Here is a 20,264-nt window from a genome sequence, read left to right as displayed (position 1 = left end):
GGTCATCGCGACCGACTCGCAGGTGGCGCGCAGGCCGGCGAACACGGTGCGCACGTCCTCGTTGCAGATCGGCATGATGATCGCGGTGCGCGTGGACGCATCCAGCGGAACGTGCTGGACTTTTTTGGCCGACAGCGCGTGCTTGTCACCGTAAATCGTCACGTAAAAACCCATCATCGCGGTCATGAAGCCGGTGACTACCCAAGCCGACAGCAATGCAAACAGGGTGATCTGGCCGTATTGCAGCCAGGCGTTGTCGTAGTCGGGCTGCATGTCCGCAAAAATGCTGGTGGCCAGCACGGTGCTGATAACCGTCAGCAGCAAAAACACCGTGCGCCGGCGCCGGGCAGCGTGTTGCCAGGGCTCAAGCCGGGCCGCAGGCAGCGCACGAGGGGTAGGTGTACCCGCCTTGAAAATCGACAGCACAGGCAGCAGCACGGCCGTTGCCATGCTGTTCCAGAAGCCACGCCATGGCCGCGGCGCCATGGAGCCGCGGTTCAGCGGCGGCGCCGTGACCGAATTCGGATGACGTTCCTCACGCAGGGTACTGCGGGTGCCCTGCGCGGCAGGGGTGGTCAGGGTGTGATCAGGTTGGTCCATGTTTCGCTTACGGTGTGGTTGTCGTGTTTGAGGAAGGCGCGCAGCTCAACAGGCTGGGCCGCGTTCAGCCGCTGCACGCGCAGCGTCATGCGCCAGGCGCCAGTGGCGGGGTTTTTGTAGGCCAGGCTTTCGAGCACGCGGCCGTTGGCGTTGACGCTGGAGAAGGCTTCGACCTTGGCGTCCTCGGTCAGCGCGTCCAGCGCCGGGCCGGCAAAGTCGATGACGTACTGGACCTGGTCCTTGAGGTCGGTTCCGGCTTTTGCGTAGCCGAAGCCGCGGCGCGATTGCGTCACCCAGCCGTTGGGCGGCCGTTGCTGGTTTTTGCCCTGCCAGCTGATTTGCCAGGCGATGTCCAGCGATTGGCCGGGAGCCGGCATTTTTTCAGGCACCCAATAGGCCGCCACGTTGTCGTGCGTTTCATCGGGCGTGGCAAATTGAAACAGCTCGACACGGCCGGCGCCCCAGTCGCCCACGGGCGTCACCCAGGCGCTGGGCCGCATCTCGTAGCGGGCCTCGGTGTCTTCGTAATTGGTAAAAGCGCGGTCGCGCTGCATCAGGCCAAAGCCCTTGAGCGACTTCATGGCGAACGATGTCACCAGCGGGGAGGCGGGGTTTTGCAGGGGACGCCACAGCCATTCGCCGTCACCCGTGGCCATCATCAGGCCGTCGGAATCGTGCACCTCGGGGCGGAAGTCGCCGGATTTTTGACCCGGAAAAGGCTGGTTTTCGCCAAAGAAAAACATGCTGGTCAGCGGCGCAATGCCCAGCGAAGTCACGGGCGCGCTATTGCCGGAGGTAGCGGCCGGGCGCATGAAGATGCGCGCCTGCACATTGGTGGTGGTTTGCTCCCCGGCCTGGATGTCAAAGCGATAGGCGCCTGTCATGCGCTCTGAATCCATCACGGCAAAGACCGTCAGCTGCGTGCTGTCGCCCACCGGTTTTTGCAGCCAGAAATCCGTGAAACGCGGAAACTCTTCCTTGGCGCGGCCGACGCCGCCAGCCGTGTCGACCGCCAGGCCGCGTGCCGAGAGGCCGTATCGCTGGCCCGAGCCCAGCGCCCGGAAGTAGGTGGCGCCGGTGAACACAACCAGCTCGTCCTTGTAGGTGGGTGAATTGAGGTTGCTGAAGAAGCGCACGCCGCCGTGGCCCAGGTCGCCCCAGGTCTCGGGTGACAATTTGTTTTTTCCGAAATTGAACGTCGCGGGGTCATACGGCAGATGCTTCACGCCGTTTGTCGTGATTTCGTGAATGCGCACCGAGTCACCGTGCCGTCCGACGTGGAAAAAATTCGCTTCGAAGGGAAGGTTGTCGGCGCGCCACAGCGTGCTGGCGGCATTGAAACGGATGTCGCGGTAGTCGTCGTATTCCATCTTGGCCAACTCGGTTGGCACTGCGTGGGAGGCCTCGCGCCAGGGCGCTTGTGAGCGCTGGCGCGCGATAGCGGCCACATCCTCCAGGTCGAAAGCCTGCGCCTGGCCAGCTGCGAACGTGAGCGCCACCAAGCTCGCGCAGGCCGCAATCCGGGCTCGCCAGCGCAAACCGCTGCGGCGATTGCAGTTGCCGGGGGAGGCAAAAAAAGGCGGGAACAAAGCTGGCATGCCATGACTAGGGCAAACCCTGTGCCAGCTTAAAAAAATCGTTTTAAATCAATGAGTTGAATGCGATTCTTGATTTGACAAAATGTAAGCCGGCGAAAATGCGCCAGGAATCGCTGTTTCTGTCGCCAGTGAGCGACAACTTCTGGGTGTCGATTGCTTAAATTGTTTTAAATCAACGGCTTAAGGCTGTCGCCAGCCAGCGACGGCGCCCGACGGCGCAGCGACAAGGCTCAGGACGAGCCGGAGCTTTCAGCCTTGAAGTGGCCCGGCGTGAGGCCGTGTTTTTGCATCAGGCGATAAAACTCCGTGCGGTTCCGGTCGGCCAGCCGGGCCGCATCGGCCACATTGCCGTCGGTCAATTTGAGCAACCCGACCAGGTAGTCGCGTTCAAAGTGTTGTTTGGCCTCGGCAAAAGTGAGCACCTGCACGCTGGGCGAACGCAAGGCCCGCTGCACCAGCGCCAACGGCACCAGCGGCGTGGTCAACAGGGCGCAAACCTGCTCGACCACGTTGTAGAGCTGGCGCACATTACCCGGCCAGGCGGCGGTGGTCAGGGCTTTGATGGCTTCGGGCGCGAAGCCGCTCAGGCGCTTGTCGTATTTGGCTGCAAGCTTCAGCAGGAAATGATTGGCCAGCAGCGGAATGTCTTCGCGTCGCTCTGACAGCGGTGGCAAAGTCAGCGTGACCACATTGAGCCGGTAATACAGGTCGGCGCGGAACTGCCCCTCGGCCATGGCGGCGTCCAGGTCGCGGTGCGTGGCCGAGATGATGCGCACGTCCACAGGAATCGACTGGCTGGAGCCCAGCGGCCGGACCACCCGCTCTTGCAGCACGCGCAGCAGCTTGACCTGAAGGGCGGGCGGCATGTCACCGATCTCGTCGAGCAGCAAGGTGCCCCCGTCCGCCGCCTGAAAAAGGCCTTTGTGGTTGGCCACTGCGTCGGTGAAGGCGCCCTTGACGTGGCCGAACAGTTCGGACTCGAGCAGGGCCTCCGGAATTGCGCCGCAGTTGACAGCGATAAACGGCTTGCTGGCCCGCGCACCGGCCTGGTGAATGGCTTGGGCGAGCAGCTCTTTGCCCGTGCCGCTTTCGCCGCGCAGCAGTACGCTGGCGTCTGACTGGGCCACCATGCGCGCTTCGGCCAGCGCCTCGGCCATGCGGCTAGACCGGCTGATGATCTGGTTTTGCCAGGCTTCGGGGCTGCCTCGTTTGGCTGAACTGGCGGGCGCGCTCAGCGCCAGGGCCTGGGCGATCTTGTCAAGCAGGCCCTTGCCGTCAAAAGGCTTGGTGAGATAGGTAAACACGCCGCGTTCCGTGGCCTCCACGGCGTCTGGAATGGTGCCGTGCGCGGTCAGCAGAATCACCGGCAGGGAAGGGTGCTGCTGGCGGATATCGTCAAACAGCGCCAGGCCGTCCCGGCCGGGCAGGCGCACATCGCTGAGCACCAGTTGTGGCCGCTCGATGTGCAGCTGGGTCAGCGCGGCTTCAGCCGAGGTGACGGCCGTGACGCGGTAACCTGCCGCTGTGAGCCGCATGGTGAGCAGGCGCAGCATGTCGGCGTCGTCGTCCACCACGAGCAGATGGGGTGAGTGGCCGATGGCTGAATCGCTCATGGCGCGCTCGGCCGGGGCCGGTTGGCAGGAGGCGTTGGCACAGAGGCCGGGGCGGCGGGCTGGCGGCTGGTCAGGCTGCGTTCAATCGCCTTGAGCGCTTCGAGGCGCTCGTTGGTCTGGTCCAGGCGGCGCTGCACGTCACGCAGCTGCTGGTTCTGTTTGTCGAGTTGTTCTTCCAGGCGGCGTTGCTCGGCGTAGCGCGACGCCAGCAGCCGCGCCAAGGGGTGCAGCGGCTGGGCGTCGGCGTTACCGAGCACGCGGGCCAGCAGTTCCTGGGCACGTATCAGTTCGGGCAGCTGGCGCAGCTGGCTCAGCACCAGCGACAACTGAATCTGGGCCTCGGGGCTGGCTGCGTCGCCGAGCCGGCTGGCCTCTTGCGTGAGTTCGGCTGGCGGCATGATGCGCACTCTTTCGGCATACGCGAGCATGCGCAGCGTCATGCCGCTGGCAAAAACGACCGCCTCTGACAGTGGCGTGGACTGGCTGGCGCTGGCCCGCGCGGCCTCGGCGGCAGTGGCTGCCGCCCGGGCTGCCTGAACGGCTGCCGTGTTGGCACTGCGCTCTGGGACGGGGCCGCCAGTGCACGCGACCAGCAAGGCCGCCGCCATAACGGCCGGAATTGCGCCGCGCCCGGGGATCCGGTGCGCAAGCAGCCGAGAGAAGAAATCAGTATTTGGAGGCATGAGGTAGCTCTATTCTGAAGTGTGCACCAGGCTGGTCCGGCATCAGGGAGATGCTTCCGCCGTGCGCCGCAATGTATTCATGGACGATTGAGAGGCCAATCCCGCTGCCACGCACCACGTCGGAAGGCTGGCGTTCGCCGCGGTAAAAGGGCTCGAAAATCCGATCCCGGTCAGCCCCTGCCACACCCACGCCCTGATCATGGATGTCAATGCGGACAAAACCGCGCAGCGGGCTGAGCTCCAACCGGATCAGCCCCCTGGGCGGTGAATAGCGGATGGCGTTGGACAGCAGGTTGGCCAGGGCGGTGCCGATTTTCTCGGCGTCTATTTCAATGGTGAGGGGCTCGCCGACCACCGTGACGGTCAGTTCGCGTGCGCGCCATTGCAGGCGTTGCGCATAAACCTGCTCCTCCAGGAGTTGGAGCAGATCGACGCTTTGCCGGTTCAGCTGGCGCGCCTCGAATGCCGCCGTGTTGAAGCGCAGCAGGTCTTCAATCTGGCCTTGCAGCACGCCGGTGTTGTGCCTGAGGATTTGCGCGATCTCGCGCTGGTCGTTGCTCAGTGTGCCGGCCACGCCGTCTTCCAGCAGCGACACCCCTTCGCGCAGCGATGCCAGCGGTGTCTTGAGTTCGTGCGAGATATGGCGCAAGAACCGCGACTTGTCGGCATCCAGCTCCACCAGCCGCAGGCGCAGCCAGTTCAAGCGCTGCCCCACTAGGGCCAGGTCGGCCGGCCCTTGAATGGTAATGACCTGGTCAAGCCGGTTTTCTCCCAGGCCCACGATGGCGTTCTCCAGGCGCCTGAGCGGCAATGTGAACCATATGCCGAATGCCAGCGCCATGGCGACGGCCAGCACGATCGCCCAGGTGACCTGTTGCGTCAGCCGCAGCCGGCTGGCCTCCAGCTTGCCTTCCAGCGATTTGTTGCGCTGTTGTATGGCCTGTTGCACCTGCACGGCAATGGCGGCGTTGACGCTTTCCAGCGCGCGAAACTCCTGCGCCAGCTGCCGCTCCCGATCCAGCCCCGTGCCGGGCGGGCCCGTCAGCAGGCTGTCGATGGTCTGCATATGTTCGCGCCACTCCCGGGCCTTGGCCACCGGGATGTCTTCACGCGCCAGGCCCGTCAAAATACCAACGGCTTCGCGGAATTCTTCTGCGAAGCGCTCGCGCAATACCCGGTCATCCAGAACAACCGATTGGCGCGAAGTGCGTTCCATGGAGACGCTGCGCTCCGCAAGGGATTGCGCGGCGCCGCTCAGTTCGAGGGCTCGCGCGGCGTTGCTCCGACTTTGCAGCGAAAGGTCTTCCAGGGTAAACAGCGCCCGCAGCGAGGCGGCGCCCAGCAGGGCGGCGATCAGCAGGAAAGCGATCACCAGGAGTTGCCGGAACGAAAAACGTTGCAGCATGAGTGCGGGAAATGTCAGCAGGGCGTTGCTTCAGGCCGCAACGGCGAGGTCCCGCGTGAGGACTTCGCCCCGCAGCGAGCGCTGCGTGGCCTGCGTGATGGTGATGTCCAGCATCTGGCCGATTAGTCGCGGCTGGCCCTTGAAGTTGACCACGCGGTTGCATTCCGTGCGGCCCATGAGTTCGGTTGGGTCCTTGCGCGAAGTGCCTTCCACCAGAATACGCTGCACCGTGCCCTGGCGGCTGGCGCTGATGGCGCGCACGCTGTCGTCGATGGTGGCTTGCAAATGCTGCAGGCGCTTGAGTTTGACCTCGTGCGGTGTGTCGTCATGCAGCGCCGCTGCGGGTGTGCCGGGGCGCGGGCTGTAGATGAAGCTGAACGACGTGTCATAGCCGATCTCGTCGATCAGTTTCATCATCTTGCCGAAGTCGTCTTCGGTTTCGCCGGGAAAGCCCACGATGAAATCGCTGCTCATGGCCAGGTCCGGGCGGATGGCGCGCAGCTTGCGGATGGTGCTTTTGTATTCCATGGCCGTGTAGCCGCGTTTCATCGCCATCAGGATGCGGTCCGAGCCGTGCTGTACCGGCAAGTGCAGGTGGTTGACCAGCTTGGGCAGCTTGGCGTAGGCGTCAATCAGGCGCTGGGTGAACTCGTTGGGGTGGCTGGTGATGTAGCGGATGCGCTCAATGCCCGGGATGTCGGAGACATATTCGAGCAGCGTGGCGAAGTCGGCGATCTCGGCGCCGGACTTCCTATCCGAGCCCATGGGGCCGCGGTAAGCGTTGACGTTCTGGCCCAACAACGTGACTTCTTTGACGCCCTGGTCGGCCAGGCCTGCGACTTCGACCAGCACGTCTTCAAAAGGCCGCGAGACCTCTTCGCCGCGGGTATAGGGCACCACGCAGTAGCTGCAGTACTTGGAGCAGCCTTCCATGATGCTCACGAAGGCGCTCGCGCCCTCGACCCGCGCGGGCGGCAAATGGTCGAACTTTTCAATTTCGGGAAAGCTGATGTCAACCTGGGGCCTGCCCAGCCTGGAGCGGTTGGCCAGGAGCTGCGGCAGGCGGTGCAGGGTCTGGGGGCCAAACACCACATCGACATACGGCGCGCGCTGGATGATGGCCGCACCCTCCTGGCTGGCCACGCAGCCGCCGACGCCGATCAGCACGCCTTTTTCCTTGAGGTGCTTGACGCGGCCGAGATCGCTGAAGACCTTTTCCTGGGCTTTCTCGCGAACGGAACACGTGTTGAACAGGATCAGGTCGGCCTGCTCCATGTCCTGGGTGGGTTCGTAGCCCTCGGCGGCATGAAGCACATCGGACATCTTGTCCGAGTCGTACTCGTTCATCTGGCAGCCGAAGGTTTTAATGAAGACTTTTTTGCTCATGATGCGGACGGGTTGCGTTGTTCGGTGAGGCTTGCCCGATTGCTATCAAATAAATAGCTGCTTGCGCCCGTTTTGAAAGGGCGTCAGGCCAATTTAATGCTGAAACGGCAACGTTACTGCTTGTACGCAGGTAACTGGTCGTACGGCGTCTTGCCGTCGTCTGCCGGCTTGGCAGAGGTGCCGGTGTTGAAATTGAAAATCGTCTCGGTGCCACCCGGCCGCTTTTCCTTCGCCTCTTCCTGATTCAGGATCCAGACCTCATGCACCTGGCCGAGGTTGTCGCGCGTGTAGTTCACCACCAGCTTCTGGTTCAGAAGAGCGCCGGACAGGGCGAAATGGTTGTTGATGTCACGTATGCGGGAACCCACGGAGAGCCTGTCCTGCTTGCCGTTCATCGAGATGACCGGTGGCGCCACCACCACCATTTCACCGCGGACGGCCTTGGCGGGAAATTTCCTGACGTTGGGTTTGACCACTTCGGTTGAATCGGTCTGCGCCAGGGCTGGCAGGCCCAGCAGGCCGGCGGATGCGGCCAGCGCCAGCAAAAGGGGAGTGAAACGGAAGCTGCAGCGGTTCATGGTGTGTGTCCAGAGGCTGTGAATATCAAAAGGATAGCAAAGAATGGCGGGATCGCGCCATAAAGTGCCATAAACGGATCAGGAAAACCCAAAACACAATGAACAAAGCCCCAGGGGAGGGGACCCTCTGGGGCTTTGAAAGTATTTGTGGTGGTCGTAGGTGGACTTGAACCACCGACATCAGCATTATGAATGCTGCGCTCTAACCAACTGAGCTATACGACCGAACCCAAGATTATAGCTATAAAACCACCCCCGTCCAGGCTCACTGCGTGTAGCCTGTTCCCCCTCAAGGGGGCAGTGAAATGAACTCCCCCCTTCCGGGTCTCACTGCGTGTAGCCCGTTCCCCCTCCGGGGCGGCGCCTGTGGCCCGGCAAAGCCGGTTCCACGGCCCCCACTGGTAATGCCCAATGAACTCTTCAACCAGCATGAGCCGCGGGACTGGCTTCGCCAGACCGCAGGCGGGCGGCCCCCTCGGGGGGCAGGGAGCGACACGAAGTGCGCGACCGTGGGGGCCGTTACTTGTGTTTAAAGACCGGTTTGCGCTTGTTGACGAAGGCATCCATGCCTTCTTTCTGGTCTTCGGTCGAAAACAGCGAATGAAACAGGCGCCGCTCGAACATCACGCCGTCGCTCAGGCCGCTTTCAAATGCCCGGTTGACGGCCTCCTTGGCCGCCATCACGCTAGGCTGGCCGAAGCCGCAAATCAGCAGCGCTGCGCCCAGCGCTTCGTCCATAAGTTTTTCCAGCGGCACCACGCGGCTCACCAGGCCTGAGCGTTCGGCTTCTTGCGCATCCATCATGCGGCCGGTCAGGGCCATGTCCATGGCTTTGGCCTTGCCCACGGCGCGGGGTAGGCGCTGCGTGCCACCGGCGCCGGGAATGATGCCCAATTTGATTTCGGGCTGGCCGAACTTTGCGTTGTCGGCGGCAATGATGAAGTCGCACATCATCGCCAGCTCACAACCGCCGCCCAGGGCAAAGCCGCTGACGGCGGCAATCACGGGTTTACGGATGCTGCGGATCTGCTCCCAGTTGCGCGTGATGTAGTCGTTGTTGTAAACATCGGCAAAACTGTAGGTAGCCATTGCGCCGATGTCGGCGCCCGCGGCAAAAGCCTTTTCACTGCCGGTCAGGATGATGCAGCCGACCGTGTCGTCGGCATCCCATGCCTTGAGCGCCTGGCCCAGCTCGTTCATGAGCTGGTCGTTCAACGCATTGAGCTGCTTGGGGCGATTCAGTGTGACGATCCCCACCTTTCGGGCGTCCGGGCCCTCGGTGCGGGTTTCAATGGTTTCGTAGATCGGGGAAGACATGAGTAAGTCCTTTGGCAAAAAAATGCGTCGGGCAATGATGCCATGGCTGCGGAGGAAGGCGGCTTGCGCAGACTGCCTTGGGATGCCGCCACGATGACATGGAAGGCGTGGACATTTTTCCGGAGAAACGTCCGCGTTCAGGCTTTTTGGCCCACCCAGTGATCCATCAGGGCGGCGTCCCGTACGGCAAGTCGCCATGTGGTCAGCGCGGGCGGCATGACCAGCTCGAGCCTCATCAGGCGTTTGTCTCGTGACACCAGGGCGATGATTTTTTTGGCCGTGCCCGCATAGTGCGGCAAGTCATCAAGCCGGCTCATGCGCCAGCCGCTTTCCGGCGGCCGGCCTCCGGCACGGGAAACCGGTTCCACCGCCAGCCATTCATCGCCTGCCGCAAAACCGGCGCGTTCGGCGACGCCGCCACGCAATACCGTCTTGATCAGCACCACACCCTGGGTTTCGCTGGCGCGAAGACCCAGCCGCTGGGCCAGTTGGGCAGGGTCTTCAATGACGGCCACGCCGTGCTTTTCCAGCAAATTCTTGAGCGGTAGTTCCTCGTGTCCGTGCACCCATTGGGCCAGCTCGGCGGTGAACGGGCGGTGCCCCGCTGCTTCGAGTTCCTCTAAGAAATCGGCCTCGCGCATGGGGCCGGCTTTGCAGCGCAGCCAGAGTGCGCGCATCACGTTGTCCAGTGTCGCACCTCTGGCGGCTCCGCCTTCGGCGCGTAGTGCGAGGTCAAAACACAGGGCCACCAGGGCCCCCTTGGTGTAGTAGCTCACGGTGGCGTTGGGCGTATTTTCATCCTGGCGGTAGTACTTCACCCAGGCATCGACGCTGGCCTGGGCCACCGACTGAACCACCCGCCCCGGCGTCTGCATGACCTGGTTGATGGTCTTGTTGAGCAGCTTCAGGTAGGCCGCGTTGTCAAGCAAGCCTGCGCGCCGCAGCAACAGGTCGTCGTAGTAACTGGTGAAGCCTTCGAAAAACCACAGCAGCCCGGTATAGTTTTCGGCGCCATAGTCGTAGCGTTCAAATTCCGCGGGGCGCAGCCGCTTGACATTCCATGTGTGGAAGTACTCATGACTGATGAGGCCTCGTAGCGTGGTGTAACCCTCCGCGGTGCGGGCGTCGCCCAGGTGCGGCAGGTCCTTGCGGTTGCAGATCAGTGCCGTTGAATTGCGGTGCTCGAGCCCGCCATAGCCGTCATCTACCGCATTGAGCATGAACAGATAGCTTTGGAAAGGCGGTTTTTTTGCGCCGTGCCAGAAGCGGATCTCTGCCTCGCAAATCTTCTGGGTGTCTGCCAGCAGTCTGGCGCCGTCGAAGCCAGGCGCTGCGCCGGCAACCACCATCCGGTGCGGCACGCCCCGCACGGTAAAGGTGTCGCTCCAGAAACACCCCATTTCCACGGGGCAGTCCACCAATTCGTCGTAGTCGGCCGCCTCATAGCTGCCAAATCCGCGTCGGTTGACGGCTCGCGGCATCAGCCCGGTAGCCAGTGACCAGCCATCGACGGCCTTGGGTTCAGGAATTTCCAGAACGTGCACCGCTTTCTCGCGGCCCTGCACTTTCAGGCACAGGCTGGTGCCATTGAAAAAACCGCGCTGGCTGTCCAGCCAGGCGCTGCGTACGGAGTTGTCAAAGGCGTACACCTCGTAGTGCAGTACCAGCGGTTTGGCGGGAGAGCATTGCACCTGCCAGGTGCATTTGTCGAGTTGCTCAACGTGAAGCGGTGTGCGGCCGGTCTGGCGGGCTTCCAGCTTCTGCAGATTTTTTGAAAACTCGCGGACCAGGTAGCTGCCCGGAATCCACACCGGCAGCGAGACTTTCTGCAAAGCCTCAGGTTCCGCAATCGTGAGGGTCACGCGAAAGAGGTGGGCGTGGAGGTCGCCCGTTTCGACGCGGTAGTGAAGAGGGGGAAGGGAGTGTGATTGAGTGCCTGGCATCTTGTGCAAAGAATACTCCAGGTCGACGAGTGACCGGCCATAGCGCGTTCATGATGGTGCGCTCGAAAACACCTCTTGCTATCAAAAAAGAAGCTGCTTGCGCCTGTCTGATACGGGTTACAGGGAGATTTCTAGTTGAAGGATGTTTGAATTGCCTTAAGGGGCTTTTGCGCTTACCAGCATTTTTTCGACTTCTTGCGCGCTGACCGCGCCCGGTGTGCGGGACCCGTTGGCAAAAATCAGGGTGGGTGTGCCGGTGATGTTGTATTTCTGGCCGAAATCGCGGTTCCGTTTGATGGCTGCGATATTGCATTCGGCCGTTACGGGCGTGGCGTTGCGCAGCATCCAGTCGTTCCAGGACTTTGCCCTGTCCTTGGCACACCAGATGTCGCGCGACTTGGAAATGGAGTCCGGCCCGAGCACGGGGTAAAGAAAGAGATAGACGGTGATGTTGTCAATGCTGGTGAGGTCGCGTTCAAAGCGTTTGCAGTAGCCGCAATTGGGGTCTTCAAACACCGCGAGCTTGCGTTTGCCATCGCCGCGAACAATCTTGACAGCGTCACCTAAAGGGAGCTTTTCAAAGTCGACGGCACTGAGTTTCCCAATGCGTTCCTCCGTCAAGTTCTTTCGGGTTTTTACGTCCAGAAGATGGCCCTGCAGTAGGTAGTTGCCTTGCTCATCCGTATAGAAAATGTCAAAGCCAAGACGCACCTCATAAAGCCCGCTCATCGGTGTTTTAGTGACTTCGTCGATTTTCGCAAACGCCGGGAATTTCTCGGCCAGGTTTTTGCGAATGACAGCTTCCTGCGCAAAAGCGGGAACCAAGCTGAAGGCCATCAAGCCGAGCACGGCGATCGATTTCAAAAATTTCATTTCGGTTCCAGTGTGTTTCGCTATCTCGCTATTGCTATAAACCGGCGGCTTGCCGCGTCAGCCATTGCTTGAGAAAATCGCTGCGTTCAAACCCCTTCATGCCCCAGTTTCTCAAGGCCTGCCAGCGTCCATCGGTCTGCGCAAAAATCCCGTGCAGCCCGTCGGTGACCGCACCCATCGCCGCCACGTCGGCCTTGCGGGCCCTTTCGTAGCGTCGCAGCAGCTTTTCGTCGCCCAACCCTCGCCAGTACTCCCGTTGTGAGATAACCTCTGCCAGGCAGGCCGCATCGGCCAGGCCCAGATTCAACCCCTGACCCGCCAGCGGATGCACTGTATGCGCCGCGTCGCCCGCCAAGGCCCAGCCGGGCCCTACCCAATGTCCGGCGCTTGACAGGGACAGCGGCCAGCCTGCGCGCTCGCTCGTCAACCGCAAGCTGCCGGTTTCCTGACCGCAGACGGTTTTTAAGGCCTCGCAAAATTCTTCCGCCGGCATCTTCTCGAGTGCGTTGGCGCGCTGTACAGAGACAGACCACACCAGCGCCACCAAGTTCCCGTTGGCGCCAGATAAAGGCAAAAGCGCCAGAATTTCCCCGCCGGTAAACCATTGGCGGGCGATGCCGCCATGCGGTTTGTCCAGCTCAAGCCTTGCTGCGATGGCTTTTTGCGGATAGGGTTTAACCGTCCAGTTGATCGGCCGTATGTGCGCGAACTCCTCGCGGCTGGCGCTTTTGTGGCCTTCGCAGATCACATGGAGTGACGCCTTCGCGGGGGCGTCTAGGGTCTCGATTTGCGGCTGGTAGCGGACCGCCTGGCTGAGTTGCAGCTCCAGTGCCGGCACATCCACAATCCAGGCCAGTGCGTCCTGACCCACGCTGCGTGCGGTGAAATCCAGCTTGCCGCCATCGTCTCCCCACACCTGCATTTCAGCCACGGGTGTAGCGAAGGCCTCATCAGGCCAGGCGCGCAGGGTTTCCAGCGCGCCGCGTGAAGCGCTGTTAAGGGCATAGGCGCGCACATCGGTCGCGGTAGGTGCGCCGGGGGGCTTTACGGGCCGGGTCACCAATGCGACGCGCAGGCGCTCGCGCGCCAGCAACAGCGCCAGCGTGCGGCCCACCACACCGTCGCCGCGAATACAGACATCAAAGGTCTTGGACATGCCTCATTTTAGGAGGCAGTGCAAAATTGCTCCTTTTTGGGCCTTCCTGGTCCACAGATCCGCATTCATGAACATAAAGGCCTGGAAGACGTGAGCGATTCATCAAAGAACACATCAGCGGCGGTCGACATGCCGTCAGACCTGTCGGCCGTGATTTCACGTCTGTATGTTTATCCGGTGAAATCCTGTGCGGGGGTTCAGGTGCAGGAGGCCATCCTGACCGAAACGGGGCTGGAATTTGACCGAGCCTGGATGGTGGTGGACAGCAAGGGAGAGTTCCTCACCCAACGCGAGCTTCCGCGCATGGCTTTGATCAAGCCGCAGCTCCGGCACCACGATATGGTGCTGCGCGCACCCGGCATGCTGGCACTTCACATTGCGCTGGACCAGGTGGAAGAACCGGTTCGGGTGCGGGTCTGGAAGGATGACGTGCAGGCGTACGACATGGGCGCCATCGCAGCCCAGTGGTTCACGGACTTCTTGGGGCAAACCGCACGCCTGGTGCGGTTCGATCCCGAACACAAGCGGGTCTGCAGCCCGCAATGGACCGGCGGCGTCGAGGCCTTGAACCAGTTCAGCGACGGGTATCCGGTGCTGCTGATCAGCGAAGCGTCATTGGCACATTTCAACGAAAAACTGGTGGCGGCCGGCACACCTGCCGTGACGATGGAGCGCTTTCGGCCGAACATTGTGCTGGGCGATGCGGTGGGTGCCGACGGCCTGGCGCCACATGACGAAGACCGCATTGACACGATGCATGTCGCGACCGAACAAGGCATGGTTCAGCTCAAACCGGTCAAGCCCTGCCCGCGCTGCCCGATTCCCAATATCGACCCCGCGACCGCTCTCAGCAGTCCTGAGGTCGGCGATATGCTGCAAACCTATCGCCAGGATGCGCGGGTCAACGGCGCGCTGACGTTCGGCATGAATGCCATCGTGCTGGCGGGCATTGACCACCAGCTCAAGGTAGGCCAGACTGCGGGCGCCAGCTATCTGTTTGAGTGACTTTTGACGGCCCTCAGTGGTGAGTGTGCGGCACCGGTCTTTGGGGGGTGAGGGGCATGAGAGGAATGGGGCGCGTGCGACGATGGCGGGCCGCTTTCAAGGCTGTCCGGTGCCGATTCGGTGTCCAGCGGCATGGGGTGCGTTGACTCCGGTTCCAGAAACCGGATGGGCCGGCGGGTGCGTGCTGCCATGCTGTGCAAAAGATCGGCCAGGGCTGTGGAAATTTCCTCATGGCTGCCAAGGCGCTCGTTGAGCAGCACGCCTGCAACATGAAATTGCAAAACCACCTCAGGCTTCAGGCCCTTGAGCGGCATGAGGCCGGCCGCGATCAGGCGCGCCGCCAGATCGGTGACTGGCGGGCGCGACGCAACGCCCTCGAGGATCAGCCCAAATCGTGCCTCGTCGATACGCCCCACCGTGTTCACGTCGCGCAGAATGCGGCGCAGCTTGATGACGCTGCGCAGCAGGCTTTGCTCGGCTACCGCCGTGCCCCAGGTTTTCTTGATATACCGGTAGTTGACCAGTTCGATGTACACCACGGCAGCGGGCTCCTTGTAGCGCTGTGCCCGGCCCACCACCTGCTTGAAGCGGTCGTGGAAAAGGTGGCCGGCAAGAAGGCCGGTGAGGGCATCCTGGCTGGACATGGCCTGCTCGCGCGCTTCTATTGCGTGGCGTTCGTGTGAACGCGTGTTCAGCGCCACGAGCAGCAGGGGCACCTCGATGGTTAGCGCCGCCATCAGGCCGTAGTGATACAGCCACGGCACGGAAAACAGGCCGAGGATGCTGGTCACCGTAAGAAGCGTTACCAGCCCCAGCGGAGAAAAAGCCGCCAACACCCAGAAACCCACGACGTCCTGGCGCCGCCACGTCATGTAGGCCCGGCTTGTTCCCAGCGCAACAACGACCACCAGGTAAACGCTCAGGAGGCTCACGCCCAGCCCGCGCTCCAGAGCGAGATACATTAGCGCCATCGGCCCGCCCGCCATGCCGGTCCAGTAGGCAAGCCGCTCAAACCATTTGTGGCGTGAACCAGTGCCGCAGAGGTGATGCACAACCAGTAGCGCCGAGCCGCCGCCCAGAATGGCCAGGAAACCCTGCGCCATGTTGTTCCAGGTGCTGAAGTTACCCCAGAGGAAATGGCCCGCCACACCCGTCCAGGCAGCCACGACAAGGGCCATGATGATCGCGTACACGGAGTACCACCCGTAGGCCCGGTCGTGGTAGACCCAGCTTTGGACGACGCAGGCTATGATGAGCAGCACCAGTGCGCCAAATACCACGCCAATCGCAAGGTATTCCAGCTGGAGCCGCTGAGTCAGGTTGGCTCGTGTGCTGACCCGAACCGGAATGCTGACTTCCGTCTGGTGCTGTATGCGCACATACACGTCATGCACGCCGTTGTCCGGCAGGTTCAGGCGGAAATGCCCATAACGGCCGGGTTCGGGCCAGGTGGAGACCGCCACGGTGTCCCCGGCGGTTTCGGCAGTCCATCCCCCCGACGGGGCACGCTGGTACACCGTCGCCAGGTCCAGCAGGGGCAGGGGAAACTCAAGCAACCAGTCGTGGCGCGAGCCCGACGACCTGGCAAAGCGGTAATGCTGCCAGAGCGCCGCGCGCGGGCCGAGCGAATACACCGTGTCGGCGCCGGAGGGCGCAAACAGGGCCCCCGGCCGACCCCCGGCCAATTGGTCAATGCCGGCCTGGCCGTCGCTGTCAATCCATGCGAAACCCGATTCCACCACATCCAGGGTCGGCCTGGCATCGGTTAAAGCCACGACAGGCTGGGCCTGTGCGGGATGCGCGAACGTACCCAAAAGACTGGTCAGCATAAAGATGACGAATGCCTGCCACAAAGCCCTCCATCCCTGGTCAGCTGCGCATCGAATACACTTCTCAGCCTGTTTTTGAAGGTTTGTCATGAGTTTGAAGTGCGGCATTGTAGGCTTGCCTAACGTCGGAAAATCCACCTTGTTCAATGCGTTGACCAAAGCGGGGATCGCGGCCGAAAACTACCCCTTTTGCACCATTGAGCCGAATGTCGGCATCGTGGAAGTGCCCGATCCGAGATTGGCCCTATTGGCTGAAATCGTCAAGCCCGAACGCATTGTTCCGGCCATCGTCGAATTTGTGGACATTGCAGGCCTGGTGGCGGGCGCCAGCACGGGCGAGGGGCTGGGCAACAAGTTCCTGGCCCATATCCGCGAAACCGACGCCACGGTCAATGTGGTGCGCTGCTTTGAAGACGACAACGTGATTCACGTGGCCGGCAAGGTAGACCCGATTTCCGACATTGAAGTCATCCAGACCGAGCTGTGTCTGGCTGACCTCGCAGCGGTGGAAAAAGCCCTGCATCGGGTCACCAAGACCGCGCGTTCGGGCGACAAGGAGTCGGCCAAGCTGGTCGTCATCCTTGAGAAGTGCCAGGCCGCGCTCAACGAGGGTAAACCCGTGCGCACCGTGGATTTCAGCAAAGAAGAGTTGCCGCTTCTAGGCCAGTTTTTCCTGATCACCGCGAAGCCGGCCATGTTTGTGGCCAATGTGGCCGAGGACGGGTTTGACAACAACCCGCTGTTGGATCGCCTGAAAGCCTATGCCGACGCCCAGAAAGCGCCGGTGGTGGCAATTTGCGCCAAGATGGAGGCCGAAATGGCTGACATGGACGAAGAAGACAAGAAGATGTTTCTTGCCGAGATCGGCCAGGACGAGCCCGGCCTGAACCGGCTGATTCTGGCGGCCTACAAATTGCTGGGCCTGCAGACCTACTTCACCGCAGGCGTGAAGGAAGTGCGAGCCTGGACCATCCATGTCGGCGACACCGGCCCGCAGGCTGCTGGTGTGATCCACACCGACTTCGAAAAAGGCTATATCCGCGCCCAGACCATCGCTTTTGCCGACTACATCTCCTTCAAGGGCGAGCAAGGCGCCAAAGACGCCGGCAAGATGCGCAGCGAAGGCAAGGAATATGTCGTCAAGGATGGCGACGTGATGAACTTCCTGTTCAGCAGCTAGATGTATACACCCCTGCCTGGGCTCACTTCGTGTAGCCCATCCTCCCCTTGCAGGGGACGCCGCCTGTCGCCCGGCGGAGCCGGTTCGACGGTGGCACTTGAAAGGGATCTGCAGATCGCATGACAGAAGCCGTCCGACTCGCCAAACGCCTTGCCGAAATGTTGTCCTGCTCTCGCCGGGAGGCTGAGCAGTACATTGAAGGTGGCTGGGTCACGGTTGATGGCGTGCCCATCGAAGAACCCCAGTTCCGGGTTTCAAATCAGACTATCGTGCTCGACAAGGATGCCAGCCTGCTGGCCATGACGCCCGTCACCTTGCTGCTGCACAAGCCCGCGGGCCAGGAAGCGCAGCCTGACAACGGTGCGGCGCAGGCGGCCGCGCTGCTGTCGGGGGCGATGCAGTCGCCCGATGATCGCTCCGGCATCCGGCCCCTGAAGAAGCATTTCTCCACCGTGGAGTTGGTCACGCCGCTGGCGACGCCGGCCAGCGGGCTGGTGGTGCTGACGCAGGACTGGCGCGTGACACGCAAGCTGCGCGAAGACGCCCGCGTGATGGAGCATGAAGTCATTGTCGATGTCGGCGGTGACATCAAGTCTGGTGGCCTGGAGCGGCTCAATCGTCTGGATCACGGCTTCACCTATCGCGGCGCATTGCTGCCGCCGGCCAAGGTCAGCTGGCAAAGTGAAACCCGCCTGCGCTTTGCTTTGAAGGGCGAAGTGCCAGGGCAGATCGCCTACATGTGCGAGAGCGTTGGCTTGCGCGTCGAGGGCATGAAGCGGCTGCGCATAGGACGGGTGGCCATGAGCCAGTTGCAGCCCGGGCAGTGGCGCTATCTGCTGCCTCACGAACGCTTCTGATCCCAGGCAGCCTCTGTCCTCTATCCGGTCACAACACCCGGGAACGCCCAGATCAGGCTGCCCGTCATCATGAAGTAGCGCAGAAATTTCCCGATGGCCATGTACGCCAGGCAAGGTCAAAACGGAAACTTGAGCCAGCCCGCTACCGCGCACAGCGGGTCACCGACGACTGGCAACCAGGCCAGCAGACAGGCCTTGGGGCCGAGTTTTTCCAGCCACCGCACGGCGCGGCCGTGGTGCGAGGAGTGCTGGTATTTGTCCACCACTTTGTGGGCGCCGTAGCCCATCCACCAGTCCAGCGCGCCACCCAGTGTGTTGCCCGTGGTAGCCACCAGCACCGCAGGCCAGAACATGGCGGGGTTGAGTTTGACCAGGCCGAACACCACGGGCTCCGAGCCCAGCGGCAGCAACGTGGCGGAAATGAATGACACCACAAACACCGTGCTCAGACCGTATTCGGGTAGGGCCAAAAGTTCTGTCAGGCGGTGAATCCAGGCTTCCATATATCTATTTGAGTATAGGCAAGCTGGCCAGGCGCTGTGTCAGGAAGACGCTTACAACTCCGTGTGCAAATTTCAATTGCTGAAATTTTAAGCAGGTACAATCGTGCCTACTTTTTCAGCAATCGCAGCGCTCACTTCCCATGAACATCGGCCCCTATGCTCTGGCAAACAACCTGTTTGTTGCGCCCATGGCCGGTGTCACGGACAGGCCGTTCCGCCAGCTGAGCAAGAAGCTGGGTGCGGGCTACGCGGTCAGCGAGATGGTGACATCGCGCCGCGACCTGTGGGACACACTGAAGACTTCGCGCCGCGCCAACCACGAGGGTGAGGCCGCGCCGATCGCTGTGCAGATCGCCGGCACCGATGCGCAGATGATGGCGGACGCCGCCGCGTACAACATCGACCGCGGCGCGCAGATCATCGACATCAACATGGGTTGCCCGGCCAAGAAGGTCTGCAACAAATGGGCAGGTTCGGCGTTGATGCAGGACGAGCCGCTGGCCTTGCAGATCGTGGAGGCCGTAGTGGCGGCCTGCGCGCCGCGCAACGTGCCGGTCACGCTCAAAATGCGCACGGGCTGGTGCCGGGCTGAAAAGAATGCGCTGGCCATTGCACGCGCGGCGGAAAGCGCCGGCGTACAGATGATCACGGTGCATGGCCGCACCCGTGAGCAGGGTTACAAGGGAAACGCCGAATACGACACGATTGCTGCCGTCAAGGTGGCACTGCGCATTCCCGTGGTGGCCAATGGCGACATCACCAGCCCCGAAAAAGCCCGCGATGTGCTGGCCTATACCGGTGCCGACGCGGTGATGATTGGCCGCGCGGCGCAAGGGCGCCCCTGGATTTTTCGCGAGATTTCACATTTCCTTTCAAGCGGCACGCATCTTGCGCCGCCGCTGGTGGCAGAAGTCGAGCGCCTGCTGCTGGACCATTTACGCGACCATTACGATTTGTACGGTGAATACACCGGCGTGCGCACGGCGCGCAAACACATCGGCTGGTATGTGAAGACTTTGCCCGGCGGTGAGGCGTTTCGTGCGCAGATGAATCTGCTGCAAGACTGCGAAGCGCAACTGAAGGCTGTGAGCGGGTTTTTTGAGGAACTGGGCGCGCAGATGGACCGGATTCCGGCCGCTGCCGCCGAGGTTGATGCCGAGGGCGTGCCTGCGCAGGCACGGGTGAACAAAGATAAAAATCAGGAAAATCAGGAAGAAGCTGCTGCATGAGCAAAAAACATATCGAAGAGTGCGTACGCACCAGCCTGGAAGGTTATTTCAAGGACCTGCGGGGCACCGAGCCTGACGGCATGTACGAGATGATGGTCAAGGTGGTGGAAAAGCCGCTGCTGGAAGTCGTCATGCAGCATGCCGAGCAAAACCAGTCGCGCGCCGCAGAATGGCTGGGCTTGAACCGCAACACCCTGCGCAAGAAGCTGGTTGAGCACAAGCTCATCAAATAACAACACGCACCCCGTGGCCCGGCCCCTTGCCGGCCATACTCCTTTTGAGAAGACAAAAATGAACGCACTGATTTCCGTTTCAGACAAAACCGGCATCCTCGAATTCGCGCAGGCGCTGCATGCGCTGGGTATCAAGCTGCTGTCCACGGGCGGCACGGCCAAGCTGCTGGCTGACGCGGGCCTGCCGGTCACCGAAGTCGCCGACCACACCGGTTTTCCTGAAATGCTTGACGGCCGCGTCAAGACGCTACACCCGAAGATCCATGGCGGCCTGCT

General features: G+C 61.8%; 16 protein-coding genes, 1 tRNA gene and 3 pseudogenes. 6 read left to right on the top strand and 14 right to left on the bottom strand.

Annotated features, from left to right (window positions below):
• The 12 genes and pseudogenes from ABI546_RS15995 to ABI546_RS15940 all read right to left on the bottom strand — a co-directional run.
• Positions 1–600, bottom strand: a pseudogene (locus tag ABI546_RS15995) (glucans biosynthesis glucosyltransferase MdoH); the annotation flags it as partial.
• The gene (locus ABI546_RS15990; protein ID WP_348048009.1) at positions 576–2,198 is read right to left on the bottom strand and encodes a glucan biosynthesis protein G; all 1,623 of its coding nucleotides are present in this window, start codon (positions 2,196–2,198) and stop codon (positions 576–578) included. The gene ABI546_RS15990 and the pseudogene ABI546_RS15995, both read right to left, overlap by 25 nt.
• Before the next feature lie 230 nt (positions 2,199–2,428).
• Positions 2,429–3,811, bottom strand: a complete 1,383-nt coding sequence (locus ABI546_RS15985; protein WP_348048007.1) for a sigma 54-interacting transcriptional regulator — start codon at positions 3,809–3,811, stop codon at positions 2,429–2,431.
• On the bottom strand, positions 3,808–4,494 hold the full coding sequence (locus ABI546_RS15980; RefSeq protein ID WP_348048005.1) for a hypothetical protein: 687 nt from the start codon (positions 4,492–4,494) through the stop codon (positions 3,808–3,810). The genes ABI546_RS15985 and ABI546_RS15980 overlap by 4 nt, the downstream gene beginning before the upstream one ends.
• Entirely contained in the window at positions 4,478–5,899 is a 1,422-nt protein-coding gene (locus ABI546_RS15975) for a HAMP domain-containing sensor histidine kinase (RefSeq protein ID WP_348048003.1), read from the bottom strand. Before ABI546_RS15975 ends, ABI546_RS15980 begins: the two co-directional genes overlap by 17 nt.
• A 30-nt stretch (positions 5,900–5,929) precedes the next feature.
• Positions 5,930–7,285, bottom strand: a complete 1,356-nt coding sequence (miaB, locus tag ABI546_RS15970) for a tRNA (N6-isopentenyl adenosine(37)-C2)-methylthiotransferase MiaB (RefSeq protein WP_348048001.1) — start codon at positions 7,283–7,285, stop codon at positions 5,930–5,932.
• A gap of 113 nt (positions 7,286–7,398) precedes the next feature.
• Positions 7,399–7,863 carry a hypothetical protein gene (locus ABI546_RS15965; protein ID WP_348047999.1) on the bottom strand — a complete coding sequence of 155 codons (465 nt, stop codon included), beginning with the start codon at positions 7,861–7,863 and terminating at the stop codon, positions 7,399–7,401.
• Positions 7,864–8,011: 148 nt separating this feature from the next.
• Positions 8,012–8,088 (bottom strand) — tRNA-Met (locus ABI546_RS15960).
• Positions 8,089–8,382: 294 nt separating this feature from the next.
• Positions 8,383–9,180, bottom strand: coding sequence for an enoyl-CoA hydratase (locus tag ABI546_RS15955; protein ID WP_348047997.1), 798 nt, complete (start codon positions 9,178–9,180; stop codon positions 8,383–8,385).
• Positions 9,181–9,317: 137 nt separating this feature from the next.
• Positions 9,318–11,123: a peptidase M61 gene (locus tag ABI546_RS15950; RefSeq protein ID WP_348048013.1), complete on the bottom strand. Its 1,806-nt coding sequence runs from the start codon at positions 11,121–11,123 to the stop codon at positions 9,318–9,320.
• 156 nt (positions 11,124–11,279) lie between these two features.
• Complete coding sequence (locus tag ABI546_RS15945) at positions 11,280–11,996, bottom strand: DsbC family protein (protein WP_348047995.1); 717 nt, start codon at positions 11,994–11,996, stop codon at positions 11,280–11,282.
• 34 nt (positions 11,997–12,030) lie between these two features.
• Positions 12,031–13,152, bottom strand: a complete 1,122-nt coding sequence (locus ABI546_RS15940) for an FAD-dependent monooxygenase (RefSeq protein ID WP_348047993.1) — start codon at positions 13,150–13,152, stop codon at positions 12,031–12,033.
• Between the two features lie 129 nt (positions 13,153–13,281).
• Here ABI546_RS15940 and ABI546_RS15935 point away from each other — a divergent pair, with 129 nt between their 5' ends.
• Positions 13,282–14,157, top strand: a complete 876-nt coding sequence (locus ABI546_RS15935; protein ID WP_348048011.1) for an MOSC N-terminal beta barrel domain-containing protein — start codon at positions 13,282–13,284, stop codon at positions 14,155–14,157.
• Here the strand turns inward: ABI546_RS15935 and ABI546_RS15930 are convergent.
• Positions 14,142–15,986 carry a 7TM diverse intracellular signaling domain-containing protein gene (locus tag ABI546_RS15930; protein ID WP_348047991.1) on the bottom strand — a complete coding sequence of 615 codons (1,845 nt, stop codon included), beginning with the start codon at positions 15,984–15,986 and terminating at the stop codon, positions 14,142–14,144. The two genes, ABI546_RS15935 and ABI546_RS15930, sit on opposite strands and share 16 nt — an antisense overlap.
• Before the next feature lie 88 nt (positions 15,987–16,074).
• On the opposite strand from ABI546_RS15930, the gene ychF reads away from it, so the two are divergent.
• Positions 16,075–17,166 carry a redox-regulated ATPase YchF gene (ychF, locus tag ABI546_RS15925; protein ID WP_348047989.1) on the top strand — a complete coding sequence of 364 codons (1,092 nt, stop codon included), beginning with the start codon at positions 16,075–16,077 and terminating at the stop codon, positions 17,164–17,166.
• A 119-nt stretch (positions 17,167–17,285) separates the two neighbouring features.
• Positions 17,286–18,023, top strand: a complete 738-nt coding sequence (locus tag ABI546_RS15920) for an rRNA pseudouridine synthase (protein ID WP_348047987.1) — start codon at positions 17,286–17,288, stop codon at positions 18,021–18,023.
• Positions 18,024–18,043: 20 nt separating this feature from the next.
• On the opposite strand, the pseudogene ABI546_RS15915 reads toward ABI546_RS15920, so the two are convergent.
• A pseudogene (locus ABI546_RS15915) lies at positions 18,044–18,526 on the bottom strand (YqaA family protein).
• Between the two features lie 140 nt (positions 18,527–18,666).
• Here ABI546_RS15915 and dusB point away from each other — a divergent pair.
• The 3 genes and pseudogenes from dusB to purH form a co-directional block, all read left to right on the top strand.
• The gene (gene dusB / locus ABI546_RS15910) at positions 18,667–19,755 is read left to right on the top strand and encodes a tRNA dihydrouridine synthase DusB (protein ID WP_348047985.1); all 1,089 of its coding nucleotides are present in this window, start codon (positions 18,667–18,669) and stop codon (positions 19,753–19,755) included.
• Positions 19,752–19,988 carry a Fis family transcriptional regulator gene (locus tag ABI546_RS15905; RefSeq protein WP_348047983.1) on the top strand — a complete coding sequence of 79 codons (237 nt, stop codon included), beginning with the start codon at positions 19,752–19,754 and terminating at the stop codon, positions 19,986–19,988. Before dusB ends, ABI546_RS15905 begins: the two co-directional genes overlap by 4 nt.
• A gap of 58 nt (positions 19,989–20,046) precedes the next feature.
• A pseudogene (purH, locus tag ABI546_RS15900) lies at positions 20,047–20,264 on the top strand (bifunctional phosphoribosylaminoimidazolecarboxamide formyltransferase/IMP cyclohydrolase); the annotation flags it as partial.

It is taken from the genome of Polaromonas sp., from assembly GCF_039932935.1.
In the GTDB taxonomy this organism is placed as follows: Bacteria; Pseudomonadota; Gammaproteobacteria; order Burkholderiales; family Burkholderiaceae_C; genus Polaromonas.
Note: the sequence above shows the minus strand (reverse complement) of the source record. Positions and strands in the feature narration are given on the sequence as shown.

Bases quoted from the DNA above. Each gene is read 5' to 3' on its own strand.
- ABI546_RS15940 (WP_348047993.1), bottom strand. From the start codon at position 13,152: ATGTCCAAGACCTTTGATGTCTGTATTCGCGGCGACGGTGTGGTGGGC.
- miaB (WP_348048001.1), bottom strand. From the start codon at position 7,285: ATGAGCAAAAAAGTCTTCATTAAAACCTTCGGCTGCCAGATGAACGAG.
- ABI546_RS15945 (WP_348047995.1), bottom strand. From the start codon at position 11,996: ATGAAATTTTTGAAATCGATCGCCGTGCTCGGCTTGATGGCCTTCAGC.
- ABI546_RS15980 (WP_348048005.1), bottom strand. From the start codon at position 4,494: ATGCCTCCAAATACTGATTTCTTCTCTCGGCTGCTTGCGCACCGGATC.
- ABI546_RS15905 (WP_348047983.1), top strand. From the start codon at position 19,752: ATGAGCAAAAAACATATCGAAGAGTGCGTACGCACCAGCCTGGAAGGT.
- ABI546_RS15965 (WP_348047999.1), bottom strand. From the start codon at position 7,863: ATGAACCGCTGCAGCTTCCGTTTCACTCCCCTTTTGCTGGCGCTGGCC.
- ABI546_RS15985 (WP_348048007.1), bottom strand. From the start codon at position 3,811: ATGAGCGATTCAGCCATCGGCCACTCACCCCATCTGCTCGTGGTGGAC.
- ABI546_RS15920 (WP_348047987.1), top strand. From the start codon at position 17,286: ATGACAGAAGCCGTCCGACTCGCCAAACGCCTTGCCGAAATGTTGTCC.
- ABI546_RS15955 (WP_348047997.1), bottom strand. From the start codon at position 9,180: ATGTCTTCCCCGATCTACGAAACCATTGAAACCCGCACCGAGGGCCCG.
- ABI546_RS15990 (WP_348048009.1), bottom strand. From the start codon at position 2,198: ATGCCAGCTTTGTTCCCGCCTTTTTTTGCCTCCCCCGGCAACTGCAAT.
- ychF (WP_348047989.1), top strand. From the start codon at position 16,075: ATGAGTTTGAAGTGCGGCATTGTAGGCTTGCCTAACGTCGGAAAATCC.
- ABI546_RS15935 (WP_348048011.1), top strand. From the start codon at position 13,282: ATGCCGTCAGACCTGTCGGCCGTGATTTCACGTCTGTATGTTTATCCG.
- ABI546_RS15975 (WP_348048003.1), bottom strand. From the start codon at position 5,899: ATGCTGCAACGTTTTTCGTTCCGGCAACTCCTGGTGATCGCTTTCCTG.
- dusB (WP_348047985.1), top strand. From the start codon at position 18,667: ATGAACATCGGCCCCTATGCTCTGGCAAACAACCTGTTTGTTGCGCCC.
- ABI546_RS15930 (WP_348047991.1), bottom strand. From the start codon at position 15,986: ATGCTGACCAGTCTTTTGGGTACGTTCGCGCATCCCGCACAGGCCCAG.
- ABI546_RS15950 (WP_348048013.1), bottom strand. From the start codon at position 11,123: ATGCCAGGCACTCAATCACACTCCCTTCCCCCTCTTCACTACCGCGTC.